The sequence below is a fragment of the Jiangella endophytica genome (assembly GCF_003427025.1).
In the GTDB taxonomy this organism is placed as follows: domain Bacteria; phylum Actinomycetota; class Actinomycetes; order Jiangellales; family Jiangellaceae; genus Jiangella; species Jiangella endophytica.
In genome coordinates this window covers 44189-59572 of the sequence record NZ_QVAI01000013.1, presented here as the reverse complement: position 1 = coordinate 59572, position 15384 = coordinate 44189, and the positions used below count along the sequence as shown (strand labels likewise).

Annotated in this window: 11 protein-coding genes; all 11 read left to right on the top strand. The window is 72.8% G+C overall.

Annotation, left to right across the window (positions count from 1 at the left end):
- The gene (locus DZA62_RS23545; RefSeq protein WP_116951394.1) at nucleotides 1-1542 is read left to right on the top strand and encodes a gamma-glutamyltransferase; all 1542 of its coding nucleotides are present in this window, start codon (nucleotides 1-3) and stop codon (nucleotides 1540-1542) included.
- Nucleotides 1539-3494 carry a primary-amine oxidase gene (locus DZA62_RS23540; RefSeq protein ID WP_116951393.1) on the top strand — a complete coding sequence of 652 codons (1956 nt, stop codon included), beginning with the start codon at nucleotides 1539-1541 and terminating at the stop codon, nucleotides 3492-3494. The genes DZA62_RS23545 and DZA62_RS23540 overlap by 4 nt, the downstream gene beginning before the upstream one ends.
- 9 nt (nucleotides 3495-3503) lie before the next feature.
- Nucleotides 3504-4445, top strand: coding sequence for a PDR/VanB family oxidoreductase (locus DZA62_RS23535; protein ID WP_116951392.1), 942 nt, complete (start codon nucleotides 3504-3506; stop codon nucleotides 4443-4445).
- Nucleotides 4446-5749: 1304 nt separating this feature from the next.
- Nucleotides 5750-7087 carry a Rieske 2Fe-2S domain-containing protein gene (locus DZA62_RS23530; protein ID WP_116951391.1) on the top strand — a complete coding sequence of 446 codons (1338 nt, stop codon included), beginning with the start codon at nucleotides 5750-5752 and terminating at the stop codon, nucleotides 7085-7087.
- Nucleotides 7088-7145: 58 nt separating this feature from the next.
- Nucleotides 7146-8609 (top strand): glutamine synthetase family protein, encoded by a 1464-nt coding sequence (locus tag DZA62_RS23525; protein WP_408619517.1) that lies wholly within the window; start codon nucleotides 7146-7148, stop codon nucleotides 8607-8609.
- Nucleotides 8610-8633: 24 nt separating this feature from the next.
- On the top strand, nucleotides 8634-10091 hold the full coding sequence (locus tag DZA62_RS23520; RefSeq protein WP_116951389.1) for an aldehyde dehydrogenase family protein: 1458 nt from the start codon (nucleotides 8634-8636) through the stop codon (nucleotides 10089-10091).
- 14 nt (nucleotides 10092-10105) lie between these two features.
- Nucleotides 10106-11119, top strand: coding sequence for a phosphotriesterase family protein (locus tag DZA62_RS23515; protein ID WP_116951388.1), 1014 nt, complete (start codon nucleotides 10106-10108; stop codon nucleotides 11117-11119).
- A 5-nt stretch (nucleotides 11120-11124) separates the two neighbouring features.
- Nucleotides 11125-12144, top strand: coding sequence for a phosphotriesterase family protein (locus tag DZA62_RS23510; protein ID WP_116951387.1), 1020 nt, complete (start codon nucleotides 11125-11127; stop codon nucleotides 12142-12144).
- Nucleotides 12141-12776, top strand: a complete 636-nt coding sequence (locus DZA62_RS23505; protein WP_116951386.1) for a cysteine hydrolase family protein — start codon at nucleotides 12141-12143, stop codon at nucleotides 12774-12776. The genes DZA62_RS23510 and DZA62_RS23505 overlap by 4 nt, the downstream gene beginning before the upstream one ends.
- Before the next feature lie 3 nt (nucleotides 12777-12779).
- Nucleotides 12780-14291 (top strand): GMC family oxidoreductase, encoded by a 1512-nt coding sequence (locus DZA62_RS23500; RefSeq protein ID WP_116951385.1) that lies wholly within the window; start codon nucleotides 12780-12782, stop codon nucleotides 14289-14291.
- 7 nt (nucleotides 14292-14298) lie between these two features.
- Nucleotides 14299-14628, top strand: coding sequence for a hypothetical protein (locus DZA62_RS23495; protein ID WP_116951384.1), 330 nt, complete (start codon nucleotides 14299-14301; stop codon nucleotides 14626-14628).
- Nucleotides 14629-15384: the final 756 nt, after the last annotated feature.

Below are 15384 nucleotides of genomic sequence, written 5' to 3'. Positions count from 1 at the left end.
ATGACCGTCGCACTCGCCGCCCCGCACCGGGAGGCCGTGGCCGCCGGCCGGCGCGCCGCCGAGGAGGGCGGCAATGCCCTCGACGCCGCCCTCGCCGCCGCCGTCATGCTCACCGTCGTCTACCCGCACCAGTGCGCGCTGGGCGGCGACCTCGTCGCGCTCGTCCGCTCGCCCGCGGGCGACACGACGGCGGTCGTCGCGGCGGGCGCCGCACCGCGCGAGATCGGCCGGTCGTCGCCGGCCTGGACGGCGATGCCGCGGCAGGGCGTTCACGCGGTGACCGTGCCGGGGATCGTCGCGGGCTGGGCCGAGCTGGCCCGCCTCGGCGCGCTCCGGCCGCTGGGCGCGGCGTTCGCCGCCGCGGCGGCCACGGCCGAGAACGGCTCGCCGGTGAGCGCGGGGCTGGAGCGCGCGCTCGACGCCCGCCGCGAGGCGGTGCTCGCCGATCCGGGGCTGCGCTCGGTGTTCGCGGCCGGCGGAGAACCGTTGCGCCGTGGATCGCCGCTGCGCCAGCCGGCGCTCGCGGCGACGCTGCGCCGCCTGGCCCGGGTGCCGCGGGACCTGTACGACGGCGAGACGGCGGCGGCGCTCGTGTCGATGCTGCGGGCGCGCGGCGGGACGCACACCGTGGCCGATTTCGCGGCCTACCGGCCGGAGACCTCGCGGGCCGTGACGCGCGACGTCGCCGGCCGCGCCTGGTCGGTGGCACCGCCCCCGTCGGTCGGGCCGGTTCTCGTGGGCGTCGGGCGGGCCGTGGCCGACGCGACCGCGGGCGGCCCGGACCCGGCGCGGCTGATCGACGCCGTCGTCTCGGGCGCCGCGGCCCGGGCCGCGTACCTCGGTGATCCGCGGGTGGGCGCCGTCGACCTCCAGCGCCTGCTGCGCCTCGACGCCGTGGCCGTCGCCGGTGGGAGGCCGGAGCCCCGGGCCTCCGGCGACACGGTCGCCGTCACCGCGACCGACGACACCGGCTGGAGCGTCGCCGTCGTCCAGAGCGTCTTCCAGAGCTTCGGCTCCGGGCTGCTCGAGCCGGACACCGGCATCGTGCTGCACAACCGCGGCGCGGCCTTCAGCCTCGACCCGTCGTCGCCGGCTCGCCTGGCTCCCGGCGCGCGGCCGCCGCACACGCTGTGCCCGGTCATCGTCCACGCCGAGGAGGCCACGGTGGTGGCCGGCTGTCAGGGCGGGCGGGCCCAGCCGTGGATCCTGGCCCAGGTGCTGCCCGCGCTGGCCGACCCGGCGCAGCCGCTCGGCGACGTCCTGGCCCGGCCACGCTGGGTGATCGGCGACGCCGATCTGGGCCACGCCGAGCCCACCCTCGTCGCCGAACCGGGCGTCGACGACGACGTGGCCGCGGCGGCATCGGCCGCCGGGCTGCCCATCCACCGGTTCCCGGGTCCGGCCGACGCCGCCGGGCACGTGCAAGTCGTGCGCCGCCTCGACCGGTCCGCCACGCTCACACTCGAAGCGGCGAGCGACCCCCGCGCGGACGGCGCGGGCGTCGTCGTCGCCGAGCAGGCCAACACCAAGGAGGAGACATGACCACGCCACGCCTGTGGAGCGACCCGCTCGCGCCCGCGGAGATCGCCGGCGTCGTCGCCCTCGTGTGGGCGGACGAGCGCATCGGCGCCCGTCCGCGCTTCTGGGGGATCGCCGTCGAGGAGGGCCTCGCGCGCAGCCTCGCGCCGGGTCAGGGGCGTCCCGTGCGGCTCGTCGTCATGAATCCCGACGCACACCGGGCGTGGGAGGTCACCGCGTGGACGGCCGGCAGCGACCGTGCGGCGTCCCTGGTGGCGTGGCAGGACGTCGACGCCAAGCGACCCGGCGTCTCCTCCGAGGAGGCGCGGCTGGTCGCGCAGGCCGCGCGCAACCACCCGCTGCTCAAGGAGGCGCTGGCAAGGCGCGGCATCGCGGACAGCTCGCTGGTCTGGGTGGACCCGGAGTCGATCACCGGCTTCGAGCCCGACGACCTCGCCGACCGGCGGCTGTCGTGGGGCACGGTGTGGCATCGCGAGTCCGAGAGCGACAACGGCTACGCCCGCCCCGTCGCCGGGCTCGTCCCCATCCTCGATCTCGAGACGCTCGACGTCGTGCGCATCGAGGACCACGGCGTGGTGCCGATGGCCGGCGAGACCGGCGTGTATCGCTCGGGCACCTGGGGCCCCGACCGCGACGTCGCTCCGCTGGAGATCACCCAGCCGAAGGGGCCGGGCTTCGCCGTCGACGGGCACGAGATCAGCTGGCAGAACTGGACGTTCCGCGTCGGGTTCACCCATCGCGAGGGGCTCGTCCTGCACGACCTGGTCTACCGTGACGGCGACACGGTGCGGCCGGTGCTGCGGCGCGCCGCCGTCAACGAGATGTACGTCCCGTACCTCGACTCCGACCCGACGGCCTACCGCAAGAACTTCTTCGACTGGGGCGAGTACGGCGCCGGCCCGCTGACCGCGTCACTGGAGCTGGGCTGCGACTGCCTGGGCGAGATCCGCTACTTCGACGCGCACGTGCTGGACGGGCACGGCGACGTCAAGACGATCGCCAACGGTGTGTGCCTGCACGAGGAGGACCACTCGATCCTCTGGAAGCACGTCAACACCCGCACCGGCGAGGCCGACGTCCGCCGCTCGCGCCGGCTGGTCATCTCGTTCTTCGCGACGGTCGCGAACTACGACTACGGCTTCTACTGGTCGCTGTACCAGGACGGCGCGATCGAGTTGGAGATCAAGCTGACGGGGATCCTCTCGGTCTCCGGCATCGACGACGGCCAGACACCGCGCTACGGGCGCATGGTCAGCCCGAACGTGCAGGCGCCGACCCATCAGCACTTCTTCGCGATCCGCCTCGACACCGCGGTCGACGGCCCGCTCAACCGGCTGGTCGAGGTGCACGCGGAGCTCGAGGAGGACGAGGCGCTCAACCCCTACGGCAACGCGTGCCGCATGGTGCCGACCGTCATCGCGTCCGAGCAGGAGGCGGCGCGGACGACCGACCCGTCACGCGCCCAGCACTGGCGGGTCGAGAGCACCGAGCGCACCAACCGCTACGGCGAGCCGACCGCGTTCCGGCTCGGGCTGCCGAACACCACCCGGCTGTTCGCGCGACCCGGCAGCGTCGTCGAGCGCAAGGCGCCGTTCGTCGCGAAGCACCTGTGGGCGACGGCGTACGACCCGGCCGAGCGGTTCATCGCGGGGGAGTACCCCAACCAGGCGCCGCTGGGGGAGGAGGGCATCACCGCCTGGCAGCGGGCCGACCGCCCGCTCGACGGCGCCGAGCTGGTGCTCTGGCCGATCATCGCCTCGCACCACTACGTGCGGCCGGAGGACTGGCCGATCATGCCGGTGCAACACATCGGACTGCGGCTGGAGCCGGACGGATTCTTCGACCGCAACCCGGCGCTCGACGTGCCGCCGTCGCAGCCGTCGGCGCACTGCCACACGTCGCCCGAGCCGGCCACCGGAGGTGCGTCGGCGCACGACCACCACGGTCATCACTAGGGGACGGCCATGCCGACTCGGACCGACACTCGCGAGCACGCCGTCCGCGTGCGGTCGATGACCCTGGAGGCGGAAGGCGTGCTCTCGGTGGAGTTGGAGGCGGTCGCCGGATCGCTGCCCGGCTGGGAGCCCGGTGCGCACATCGACCTCGCCGCCCCTGGAGCGCCGACGCGCCAGTACTCGCTGTGCGGCGATCCCGCGGCCGGCCGCTATCGCATCGCGGTGCTGCGCGAGACCACCAGCCGGGGCGGCTCGCGGCACGTCCACGAGGCGTTGCGGCCTGGCGACGTCCTGAGCCTGCGCGGGCCCCGCAACCACTTCGCGCTCGAGACCGCCCCGCGGACGCTGTTCATCGCCGGCGGCATCGGCGTCACCCCGCTGCTGCCGATGGTCCGCCGCGCCGCCGCGGAGGGAGCTCGCTGGCGCCTGCTCTACCTGGGCTCGTCGCGTGCGCGGATGCCGTTCCTGGACGAGCTCGCGACGCTCGGCGGCGACGTGGTCGTCGTCGCCCGGGACGAGGCGAAGCGCGCCGACCTTGCGCAGGAGGTCGCCGCCTGGCCGGACGCGCTCGTGTACGCCTGCGGCCCGGAGCGCATGCTCGTGCACCTGCGTGAGCTGATCCCCGACGAGGACCGGCTGCGATGCGAGTACTTCTCCGCCCCGGCCGTGGAGTACGAGCCCGGCGGGACGTTCGCCGTCCGGCTGGCGCGCAGCGGCGCCGAGCTCGAGGTGCCGCCGGAGCGATCGGTCCTCGACGTGATGCGCGAAGCGGGCGTCGACGTGCTCACCGACTGTGAGGAGGGCATCTGCGGCAGCTGCGAGACCCGCGTGCTCGAGGGCGAGGTCGAGCACCGCGACTTCGTTCTCACCACGCAGGAGCGGGCCGCCCACGACTGCATGATGGTCTGCGTTTCCCGGGCGGCGTGCCCGCTGCTGGTCCTCGACGCGTGACTGCTGGCGTCGTTGGGTGGTGTCGGGTGGTGGGACGTTGCCCGGGGATGTTCGCCGCGTTGGCCGGGGGTTCTCAGTTGGGTGTCCCCCTGCTGCCGATTGTCTGAGTCGCGAGGGTGCGCCTCAAGCGGACTGTTGGGCGCTTCGCGCCGGCGATGACCGCTTGACCCGCACCCTCGCGGTCTCGGTGCGGGCAGCTATCAGGGGGATGGGGGGAGTGCGGGCACGGCCCGCGCGGGGTGTGCACGGTTGTCTGGGGTTGGCGGGCGTTCGTCGTTGTGCGCCGTTGGTCGTGGCGTGATGGTGGCCCTATGCCGCCCGGTGACGCTCCCCTGGGGGGCGTCTGGTTGGTGATCGGGGCCGTCGCGGGAGCTGTGGTGTCCGGTGGGTGAGATTCCTCGGCGATTCGGGGGCCTTGCCCAGGACTGTGTTCGCCCTGCGAGGCATGCATGCCTGGTGGAGAGGGAGAACGCCTGGTGAGGTAGGCGATCGTTGATGATCATGGCTGTCCACAAGCCACCACCGGCACCAGCAGCCCCAACGGCACCGGTGGCGTCGAGGCGACGGCCGTCGATGGGCCGGTCCACGTCCGCGAACGACCGTGGCATCGGCTGCGGAGCCTGAGGTGTGCCCAGACTCGCCCCGTCCCCCTGATAGCTGCCAGTTCTGAGACCGTGCGGCCGTGGGTCAAGCGGTCGTCGCCGCGCGAAGCGCCAACAAGTCCGCTTGAGGCGCGGGTGCGCGGCTCAGAAAATGGGCAGCAGGGGGACGGCGAACGCGGCAGACCCAAGGAACGGCACGCCCAGCCGACCCGACCACGCCCAGCCGACGCGAGCACGCCCAGCCGACGCGAGCACGCCCAGCTGACGCGAGTACGCCGAGCTGACGCGAGTAGGCCCGGGCTGACGCGAGTAGGCCCGGGCTGACGCGGGCACGCCGAGCCGACGCGAGCACGCCGAGCTGACGCGAGTACGTCGAGCTGACGCGAGTACGCCGAGCTGACGCGAGGACGCCGGGCTGACGCGAGTAGGCCCGGGCCGACGCGAGCACGCCGAGCTGACGCGAGTACGTCGAGCTGACGCGAGTACGTCGAGCTGACGCGAGTAGGCCCGGGCTGACGCGAGTAGGCCCGGGCTGACGCGACCCAAGCCCTGATCCAGGCCCCGGGCCCCAACGCGGTGACGCCCTGCATTGAAGGAAGCTCCGAGGCAGCAGCACCGCCGGCTCCGACCCGCCCGTGCGTGACAGTTGGATACAATCAGGCTAGGATCGGATCCTAAGGTCGAGCAAGGGAGCCGCGCGTCATGCTCAAGCAGGAAGACAACGTCAAGATCACCCGCTCGGGCCCGGGGACGCCGCTGGGTGCGCTGCTCCGGTCCTACTGGCAGCCGGCCGGTCTGGTCTCGGAGATGCCGAGTGAGCGTCCGGTCAAGGCGATCCGCCTGCTCGGAGAGGACCTCGTGCTGTTCAAGAAGCGCGACGGCTGGGGGCTGATCAGCCGCTTCTGTGCTCACCGCGGAGTCGACCTGTCCTATGGGCGGCTCGAGAACGACGGCGTGCGGTGTCTGTACCACGGCTGGCTCTACGACAGCACGGGACGATGCGTCGAGCAGCCGGCCGAGCCCGAGCACAGCCAGTTCCTCGGCAAGATCCGCATCGCCAACTACCCGTGCGTGGAGAAGAACGGCATCATCTTCGCCTACCTCGGCGCCGGCGACCCGCCGCCGTTCCCGCACTTCGACTGCTTCGTCGCGCCCGAGGAGTACACCTTCGCCTTCAAGGGGCTGTGGGAGTGCAACTGGCTGCAGGGCCTGGAGGGCGGCATCGACCCGAGCCACGTGTCGTTCCTGCACCGCTTCATCCAGGAGGACCCGCGCGAGGTCTACGGGCAGCAGTTCAGCGAGGAGGTCGAGGGCACGGGGAAGAAGCTCTCGATGCTCGTCGGCGAGAACTACCGCCCGGACATCGAGGTCGAGAGCGCCGACCACGGCCTGCGGGTGTTCGCGCTGCGGCAGCTGACCGAGGACATCAAGCACATCCGGGTGACGAACCTGCTCTTCCCCAACGCGTTCGTCGTGCCGTTCGGCAACTCGAAGGTCTTCACGCAGTGGCACGTGCCGATCGACGACGAGAACCACTACTGGTACATGATCTGGTACGACTTCGCCGAGCAGACCGACAAGGACACCCTGCTCCAGCAGCGCCTCGAAGGGGTCAGCCTGCCCGACTACCGGCCGCTGCGGAACCGGAGCAACGACTGGGGCTTCGACGCGCGGGAGCAGAAGGAGCTCACCTACACCGGGATGGGCCTGGATATCAACGTCCACGACCAGTGGGCGGTCGAGAGCATGGGCCCCATTCAGGACCGTACGGTCGAGCGGCTCGGCGTCTCCGACCGCGCCGTCACGGCCAACCGGCGGCTGTTGCTGCGCGCCATCGACGCGTTCGCGGCGGGCGGCCAGACGCCGGCGCACCCGGTGAGCGACGAGGAAGCGGCGACGCTGACCGGGCCGCTCGCCATGGACACCATCGCCGCCAACGACGTGTGGCAGACGCGGTGGATCGAGCGCGAGCAGGAGCGGCGGCGCAGCTCGCCGTGGGCGGCCGGCACCGCACGGGCCGAGGTGCCCGCCGATGCGTGAGCGCAACGCCGACGAGCGTCCTGTCGCCGCGTCTGGAGGCGGCGTGTCCGCCCGGCCGATGCTGCTGCAGGACCGCGGCGGCTTCGTCGACCGGCACGACCTGTGGACCGAGGCGCAGTACGCGGCGGCCGGCCAGCTGCGCCGGGTCGTCGACGAGCTCGGCATCGAGATGGTGCGGTTCTCCTTCGCCGACCAGCACGGCGTCCTGCGCGGCAAGACGCTGGCCCGGGCGGCCGTGCCCTCGGCGTTGCGCTCCGGCGTCACCGCGCCCAGCTCGCTGCTGCTCAAGGACACGTCGGGACAGTCGGCCTTCCCGGTCTTCTCCGCCGACACGGGGGTGGGTGTGGACGGCTTCAGCGGCGCGGGCGACATCGTCCTCGTGCCGGACCCGACGACGTTCCGGGTCCTGCCGTGGGCCGGCCGGACCGCGATGGTCCTGTGCGACGTGCGGTTCCCCGACGGCTCGCCGGTCCCGTTCTGCACCCGCTCGATCCTGCGCAACGAGCTCGCGACGCTCGCCGCCCGCGGCCTCGGCATGACGGTCGGCGCCGAGCTGGAGTTCCACGTGTTCCGCGAGGCCGGCGTCGGCGTCGGGCCGGAGCAGGTGGGCGGCCCGGGCCGGCCGGGCGCCGCGGCACCCGCCCTGCCCACGACGCGCGGCGCGCAACTGCTGCACGACGAGGGCCTGGACGCGATGCAGCCGCTGGTCGACGCGCTCTACCGCGGGCTGACGTCGCTGGACCTGCCGTTGCGCTCGATCGAGCTGGAGTTCGGGCCGAGCCAGTTCGAGCTCACCATGGAGGCCGGTGACGCCGCCGAGGTCGCCGACGCGGTCGTGCTGTGCCGCACCGCGGTGCGGCGTATTGCCGCTGGACTTGGCTATCACGCGACGTTCATGTCCCGGCCGCAGGGGGCGGAGGGCGCGTCGACCGGCTGGCACCTGCACCAGTCGTTGCAGGACCTCGCGACCGGCGCCGGGGTGTTCGTCCCGGACACCGCGCGCGAGACCCTCTCCGCCGTCGGGTCCGGCTACCTCGCCGGACTGCTCGACCACGCGTTCGCGGCCGCGGCGTTCACCACGCCGACCGTCAACGGCTACAAGCGCTACCAGCCGTACTCGCTCGCGCCGGACCGGGTGGCGTGGGGCGTCGACAACAAGGGCGCCATGATCCGTGCCGTCGGAGGTCCGGGCGATCCTGCCACGCGGCTGGAGAACCGCTCCGGGGAGCCGGCCGCGAACCCGTACCTCTACATCGCGTCGCAGCTGGTCAGCGGGATGGACGGGGTCGACCGCGGCCTCGTGCCGCCGGCGCCGACCGCCCAGCCCTACGCCGCCGACGCCCGCGCGCTGCCGTCGAACCTCGGTGCCGCCGTCGACGCGCTGCGCGACGACGCCGCCTTCCGCGCGGCCTTCGGCGACGCCGTGGTGGAGTGGTACGCGACCATCAAGCGCGCCGAGTTCGACCGGTACCTGCGCCACGTCTCCGACTGGGAGCAGCGCGAGTACTTCGGGATCTTCTGACACCGGCCGACCGGAAGGATGCGCATGACCATCAGGACAGCCGTGGCCGCGCTGCCCGGCTACGAGCCGTTCCTCCGCGGGGACACCTGGGTCGACCTGGGCGATCGCGAGGTCCGCGCCGTCGTCGACCCGGCCACCGAGGAGGTGCTCACCACGGTCGCGCAGGCGTCCGACGCCGACGTCGACGCCGCGGTCGCTGCCGCGGTGGCCGCACACCAGGACCGGCGCTGGCGGGGCCTGGCGCCGCTGGAGCGCGCGCGGATCCTCAACCGGGTGGCCGACCTGATCGAGGACGACCTCGAGGAGCTCGCGATCCTCGAGACGCGCGACAACGGCAAGCCCATCGAGCGCTCACGCGCCGACACCGCCAGCGCCGCGCGCACGTTCCGGCACTTCGCCGGCGCCCCGTCGCGGCTGGGCGGCACCGTCGTCCCGATCGACGGCGGCGGCCACCACGTCTACACGGTCCTGGAGCCGGTCGGCGCCGTCGCCGTCATCCTGCCCTGGAACTTCCCGATCATGACCGCGGCGTTCAAGCTCGCCCCGGCGCTCGCCGCGGGCTGCACCGTCGTCGCCAAGCCGGCCGAGGACACGCCGCTCACGTTGCTGCGCCTCGCGCGGATCCTGCGGACGGCAGGGATCCCGGACGGCGTCGTCAGCGTGCTCACCGGCGACGGCCGGGTCGGTGCCGCGCTCACCCGCCACCCCGGCATCGCCAAGGTCTCGTTCACCGGCTCGACCGAGGTGGGCCGCTCCGTCATGCACGCCGCCGCCGACGGCTTCAAGCGACTGACCCTCGAACTGGGCGGCAAGAGCCCGAACATCGTCTTCGCCGACGCCGACCTCGACGCCGCCGTCGTCACCGCGATGCGGGCCTCGTTCGGCCACTCCGGGCAGATGTGCACGGCCGGAAGCCGGCTGCTCGTGCAGCGCTCGATCGCCGACGAGATGACGGAGCGGCTGACGGCGGCCGTCGCTGCGGTGCCGGTGGGCGACGGCCTCGCCGGCGGCGTCACCGTCGGCCCGCTGGTGTCGGAGGAGCAGCGCGAACGGGTGCTCGGCTACATCCGCAAGGGCGTCGACGAGGGCGCGACGCTGGTCGCCGGCGGCGGGACCCGCGGCCCGGGCTACTACGTCGAGCCCACCCTGTTCACCGGCGTGACGAACGACATGACGATCGCGCGCGAGGAGATCTTCGGCCCCGTCGTCGGCGTCATCGCGTTCGACGACGAGGACGACGCGGTCCGCATCGCGAACGACACCGCGTACGGCCTGGCAGCCGGAGTCTGGACGCGCGATCTGTCCCGGGCGCACCGCATGGCGGCCGCCCTCCGCGCCGGCACCGTGTGGGTCAACACCTACAACGTGTTCGACCCGGCGCTCTCGTTCGGCGGCGTCGGCGAGTCCGGGCTGGGCCGCGACCTCGGCGACGAGGGACTACGCGGCTTCTGCGAACCCAAGAGCGTCGTGATCGCGATCTAGCGGAGAGGACGGACATGGTCGACACGGTCCAGAGCGTCACCGGCCCGCTGCTGCCCGGGCAGCTCGGTGTCACCCTGCCGCACGAGCACGTGTTCATCAACATGACGAGGACGACGCCGCAGGACGGCTACCTCAACGTGTGGTCGGAGATGGAGGACGAGCTGGGGCTGTTCACCGCGGCGGGCGGCTCGACGCTGATCGACATGACGAACGGCGAGCTCAGCGACTACGCCGCGCCCGTCGGCTGGAGCGACGACCTGCGCGTCATGCAGCAGAACCCCGACACCGGGTCGCGGTCGGTCGCGAACGTGCTGGCGACGAAGGCGATGGCCGAGGCGACGGGCGTGCAGGTCATCCTCGGCACCGGCCACTACTACGACACCTACCTCGACAAGCGCTGGTTCGACCGCAACTCCACGAACAAGATCGCCGAGTACCTCGTCGCCGACCTGCTCGACGAGATCCCCGGCACCGGCGTGCGTGCGGGCATCATCGGTGAGATCGCCTCGGACCTGTCGCACATCACCGCCGTCGAGGAGCGCTCATTCCGGGCAGCCGCGCGCGCCAGCCGCGAGACCGGCATCATGGTCAGCACCCACGCGGCGTCGTTCCCGACCGGGCTGGCACAGCTGGAGATCATGGTCGAGGAGGGCGTCGACCCCGCCCGCGTCGTCATCGGGCACTCCGACACTGTGAAGAGCGTCGACTACTCGCTGGAGCTGCTCCGGCGCGGAGCGTTCGTCCAGTTCGACTGCCTCATGACCTGCCGCATCGGCGGCGCCCTGATCCGCCACCAGATCGACCGCCGGCTGTCCTACCTCAAGACGATGATCGAGAAGGGCTACCAGAACCAGATCCTGCTCTCCCAAGACGTCTGCCAGCGCTCGCACCTCCGGGCACTGGGCGGTCCCGGCTACACGTTCCTGTTCGAGGAGTTCCGGACCCTCGCGGCGGAGGCCGGCATCGAGCCCGAGGTGCTCGACGACATCCACACGGTCAACCCGCGCCGCGCGATCTTCGGGGAGTAGCGCCGATGCCCATCCACACCGTGCTCGGCCCCATCGCGCCGGACCAGCTCGGGCCGACGTCGATGCACGAGCACCTGCTGAGCGATCTGCGCCTCTGGGCCAAGCCGCCGGGGGAGCCGCCGCCCGACGGTGTGCCGATGGGCCCGGAGCTGGCCGCCTACCTGCGCTGGAACGCGCTGTCGCTGCCGGAGAATCTGGTGCTCGACGACCCGGACGTCGCCGCCGCCGAGCTCGCCCACGTGCGCACGGCCGGCGGGTCTGCCGTGGTGGAGCTGACGCTGCCGGGCATGGGCCGGCGCATCGAGGAGCTGCCGGGGATCTCCCGCCGGGCCGGTGTGCACGTCTGCGTCGGCGGCGGCTACTACGTCGAGCCGACGATGCCCGGCCACGTGCGTCATGCGGACGTCGACGAGCTCACCGAGACCCTGGTGGGGCAGCTGACCGACGGCATGGGCGCGAGCGGTGTCAGACCGGCCCTGCTCGGTGAGATCGGCACCAGCTGGCCGGTCACCGCCGCGGAGTGGCGGGTCCTGCGGGCCGCGGGCCGGGCCGGCGCGCGGACCGGCGCCGCGGTCTACGTCCACCTGTCCTTCCGCGGCTCCGGCGGCTCCGACGTGCTCGCCGCGCTGCTGGAGGAGGGGATGCCGGCCGACCGCGTCGTCGTCGGCCACCTCGACGAGCGCTGGGACCGCGGCTACCACCGCGAGATCGCCCAGGCCGGCGCGGTCCTCGGCTACGACACCTTCGGCTCGGACTTCTACTACGGCTCACCGGCGCTGCGGAACCCGACCGACGCCGAGCGGCTGGAGATGGTCGAGTGGCTGCTGAGCGAGGGCTTCGGCGGACAGCTGATCATCGGCGCCGACGTCTGGACGCAGGCCAACCTCCGCCGCAACGGCGGCAACGGTTACGACCATCTCTTCCGCCGCATCGGACCGGCCATCGCCGAGCTGGCCGGTGACGACGGCGCCGTCGCCGACACCATCCTCGTCCACACGCCCCGACGACTCCTGGACCGCCCATGACCTCCGAAACACCGAACCCCGACCCCGGCCGCGCCCACATCGTCGGACGCCCGGCTCTCATCGTCGTCGACATCCAGGGCGGGTCCGGACAGTCCGCACCGGGCGAGGGCGGCATCCCCGTCATGGGCGGGCGTGAACAGCGCGCGCCCCGAGTGCGCCGGCTCATCGACCTCGCCCGTTCCGCGGGCGTCCCGGTCGTCTTCATCCAGGAGGTGCACAAGCCGTCGATGGTCGACATCGGCCGCGAGCTCGATGGCGCCGAGGGCCCGCACTGCATCGAGGGCGACGACGGCACCGAGCTTGCCTCGTGGCTCGACCCGCGGCCGGAGGAGTTCGTGATCCGCAAGCGCCGCTACTCCGCGTTCTTCGGCACCGAGCTGGAGATCGTGCTGAAGGCCCACCGCGCCGAGACGCTCCTGCTCGTCGGCGGCCTCACCGACGTCTGCATCCACTACACCGCGGTCGACGCCCATCAGCACGACTACCGGGTGCGGGTGATCACCGACTGCGTCGGCGGCTCCAGCGAGCGGGCCCACGGCTACGCGCTGGAAGCGATCGAGTACCTGCAGCGCGACGCGCTGGTGCTGTCCGACGACGTCGCCGCCTGGCTGACCGAACGCGCGGAGGCCTGAGTCATGACGGCACTGCCGGAGGAAGCCGAGTACGTCGTCGTCGGTGGCGGTACCGCGGGCAACGTGGTCGCGGCCCGGCTGGCCGAGGTGGGTCTCGACGTGCTCGTCCTGGAGGCGGGGCCCGACTTCGGGCCCGAGGGGAGCGCGGCGTGGCCCGCCGACATCCTCGACGCGACACGGCTCGCCCGCTCGCACGACTGGGGCTACGACTCCGGCGACACCTACCCGTGGACCGTCGGCTTCGAGCGGGCCCGGGCGATCGGCGGCTGCTCGGACTTCAACGGCTGCACGCAGACGTGGGGGCACCGCCGCGACTACGACGCATGGGCCGAGGCCGGCCTGACCGGCTGGTCGACCGACGACCTGCTGCCGCTGTTCCACGAGGGCACCCGGCGCATGCGCGTGCACACCTACGCCGCCGCCGACCTCACGCCCTGGCAGCGCGCCTGGTACGACGCCGCGCCCGCCGCAGGCATGCCGTGCCTCGACGATTTCAACGCCGTCGACGAGGCCGCCGGGTTCGCGCCGGAGTCGGTGAACATCCAGGACGGCGTGCGCGTCAACACCGCCTTCGCCTACCTGGACCCCGTGCGGGCGCTGCCGAACCTGCGCGTCGTGGGCGGCGCGCTCGTCGACCGCGTGACCGTCGCGAACGGTCGGGCGAACGGCGTCGTGGTCCGGCACGAGGGCGTCACGTCGACGGTGCGGGCCGCCACGGTCGTGCTCGCCGGGGGCGCGTACAACTCGCCGACCGTCCTGCTGCGCTCCGGCATCGGCCCGTACGCCCAGCTCGCGGCGCTGGACATCCCGCTGGTCCAGCAGTTGCCCGGCGTCGGCGAGAACCTGCACGACCAGCCGTTCCTGCTGATGAGCTGGTCGGGCTCGGACGAGATGACCGCCGCGATGGAGCGGGCCCGGGCGGCCGGCTGGTGCCCCGACGAACAGGCGATGGGCAAGGTGGCCTCCAGCTTCGACGCCGAGGCGTTCGACCTGCACTTCCTGCCGTACAGCCCGACCCACCTGGTCGAGCGCAAGCGGTGGAGCGTCGGAGTCTCGGCGCTGCAGCCCCGGTCGCGGGGGTTCGTGCGCCTGCGCAGCGCGGACCCGGAGGCCAAGCCGGTCATCGACCACCGGTTCCTCGCCGACCCCGAGGGGATCGACGTCGCCGTCCTCGCCGAGGGCGCCGCCATCCTGCGTGAGTTGGCGGCTCACCCACGGCTGGCCCCGCTCGCCGGCACCGAGATCCACCCCGGGCCGGACACGTTCGACCGCGACGCGCTGGTCGCCCACCTGTACCGCCACCCGGACAACTACTGGCACCCCGTCGGCACCTGCCGCATGGGCACCGGCGACGACGCACTGGCCGTCGTGGACGAGCGAGCGCGGGTGCACGGCATCGACGGGTTGCGCGTCGCGGACTGCTCGATCATGCCGAGGATCCCGCGCGCGACGACGGCGATGCCCGCGGTGGTGATGGGCGAGAAGGTCGCCCGGCTGCTGCTCGAGGAGCGCTGAGGCCCCGATGGCGCTGTCGATCCAGGACGCGGAGATCCTGCGCACCCGGGTGCGGCCGCTCGTCACGGAAGACCTCATGCGGCGTGCCCGGGCCCGGCCGGCGCCGCCCTACGACCCCGACATCGCCGAGGTGCTCGACTTCGTGCGGCGCAACCCCGACCCCGACCTGCCCCGGTACGCGATCCTGCGGCTCCCGGACGGGTACGCCGTCGCCGTCCGCGCTGCGACGCCGGGGCAGCCACCGGAGCCGCTCGACGCGCGTCGCCACCCGGACCGCGGCGCGGCCGAGCACGCCGTCCTCGAGCAGCGCCTCCGGGACTACGGAATCGACTGGTGAGGTCACGGGCCGGGCTCGGGTCGGCTGGGCGTGCCCGGGTCGGCTCGGCGTACTCGCGTCGGCTCGGCGTGGTCGCGTCGGCTCGGCGTGGTCGCGTCGGCTGGGCGTGGTCGGGTCCGCTCGGTGTGCTCGGGTCGGCTCGGCGTGCTCGGGTCGGCTGGGCGTGCCGTTCCTTGGGTCTGCCGCGTTCGCCGTCCCCCTGCTGCCCATTTTCTTGGCCGCGGGTGCGCGCCTCAAGCGGACTTGATGGCGCTTCGCGCGGCGACGACCGCTTGACCCGCGCACCCGCGGCCAAGAACGTGGCAGCTATCAGGGGGACGGGGCGAGTCTGGGCACACCTCAGGCTCCGCAGCCGACATCACGGTCGTTCGCGGACGTGGACCGGCCCATCGGCGGCCGTCGCCTCGACACCACCGGTGCCGTTGGGGCTGCTGGTACCGGTGGTGGCTTGTGGACAGCCATGATCATCAACGATCGCTTACTTCACCAGGCGTTCTCCCCCTCCACCAGGCATGCATGCCTCGCAGAGCGAACACACTCCTAGGCAAGGCCCCCAGATCGCCGAGGAATCTCACCCACCGGACACCACACCTACCGCGACGGCCCCGATCACCAACCAGACGCCCCCAGGGGAGCGTCGCAGGCGGCATAGGGCCACCGTCACGCCACGATCAACGGCGCAAGACGGCGAACGCCCGCCAGCCCCAGGCAACCGTGCACCCGCGGGCGGTGCCCGCACTCCCCCCGTCCCCCTGA

What these genes read in the sequence shown, in the direction of transcription:
- DZA62_RS23545 (WP_116951394.1), top strand. Translation starts at nt 1, where the DNA reads ATGACCGTCGCACTCGCCGCCCCGCACCGGGAGGCCGTGGCCGCCGGC.
- DZA62_RS23540 (WP_116951393.1), top strand. Translation starts at nt 1,539, where the DNA reads ATGACCACGCCACGCCTGTGGAGCGACCCGCTCGCGCCCGCGGAGATC.
- DZA62_RS23535 (WP_116951392.1), top strand. Translation starts at nt 3,504, where the DNA reads ATGCCGACTCGGACCGACACTCGCGAGCACGCCGTCCGCGTGCGGTCG.
- DZA62_RS23530 (WP_116951391.1), top strand. Translation starts at nt 5,750, where the DNA reads ATGCTCAAGCAGGAAGACAACGTCAAGATCACCCGCTCGGGCCCGGGG.
- DZA62_RS23525 (WP_408619517.1), top strand. Translation starts at nt 7,146, where the DNA reads ATGCTGCTGCAGGACCGCGGCGGCTTCGTCGACCGGCACGACCTGTGG.
- DZA62_RS23520 (WP_116951389.1), top strand. Translation starts at nt 8,634, where the DNA reads ATGACCATCAGGACAGCCGTGGCCGCGCTGCCCGGCTACGAGCCGTTC.
- DZA62_RS23515 (WP_116951388.1), top strand. Translation starts at nt 10,106, where the DNA reads ATGGTCGACACGGTCCAGAGCGTCACCGGCCCGCTGCTGCCCGGGCAG.
- DZA62_RS23510 (WP_116951387.1), top strand. Translation starts at nt 11,125, where the DNA reads ATGCCCATCCACACCGTGCTCGGCCCCATCGCGCCGGACCAGCTCGGG.
- DZA62_RS23505 (WP_116951386.1), top strand. Translation starts at nt 12,141, where the DNA reads ATGACCTCCGAAACACCGAACCCCGACCCCGGCCGCGCCCACATCGTC.
- DZA62_RS23500 (WP_116951385.1), top strand. Translation starts at nt 12,780, where the DNA reads ATGACGGCACTGCCGGAGGAAGCCGAGTACGTCGTCGTCGGTGGCGGT.
- DZA62_RS23495 (WP_116951384.1), top strand. Translation starts at nt 14,299, where the DNA reads ATGGCGCTGTCGATCCAGGACGCGGAGATCCTGCGCACCCGGGTGCGG.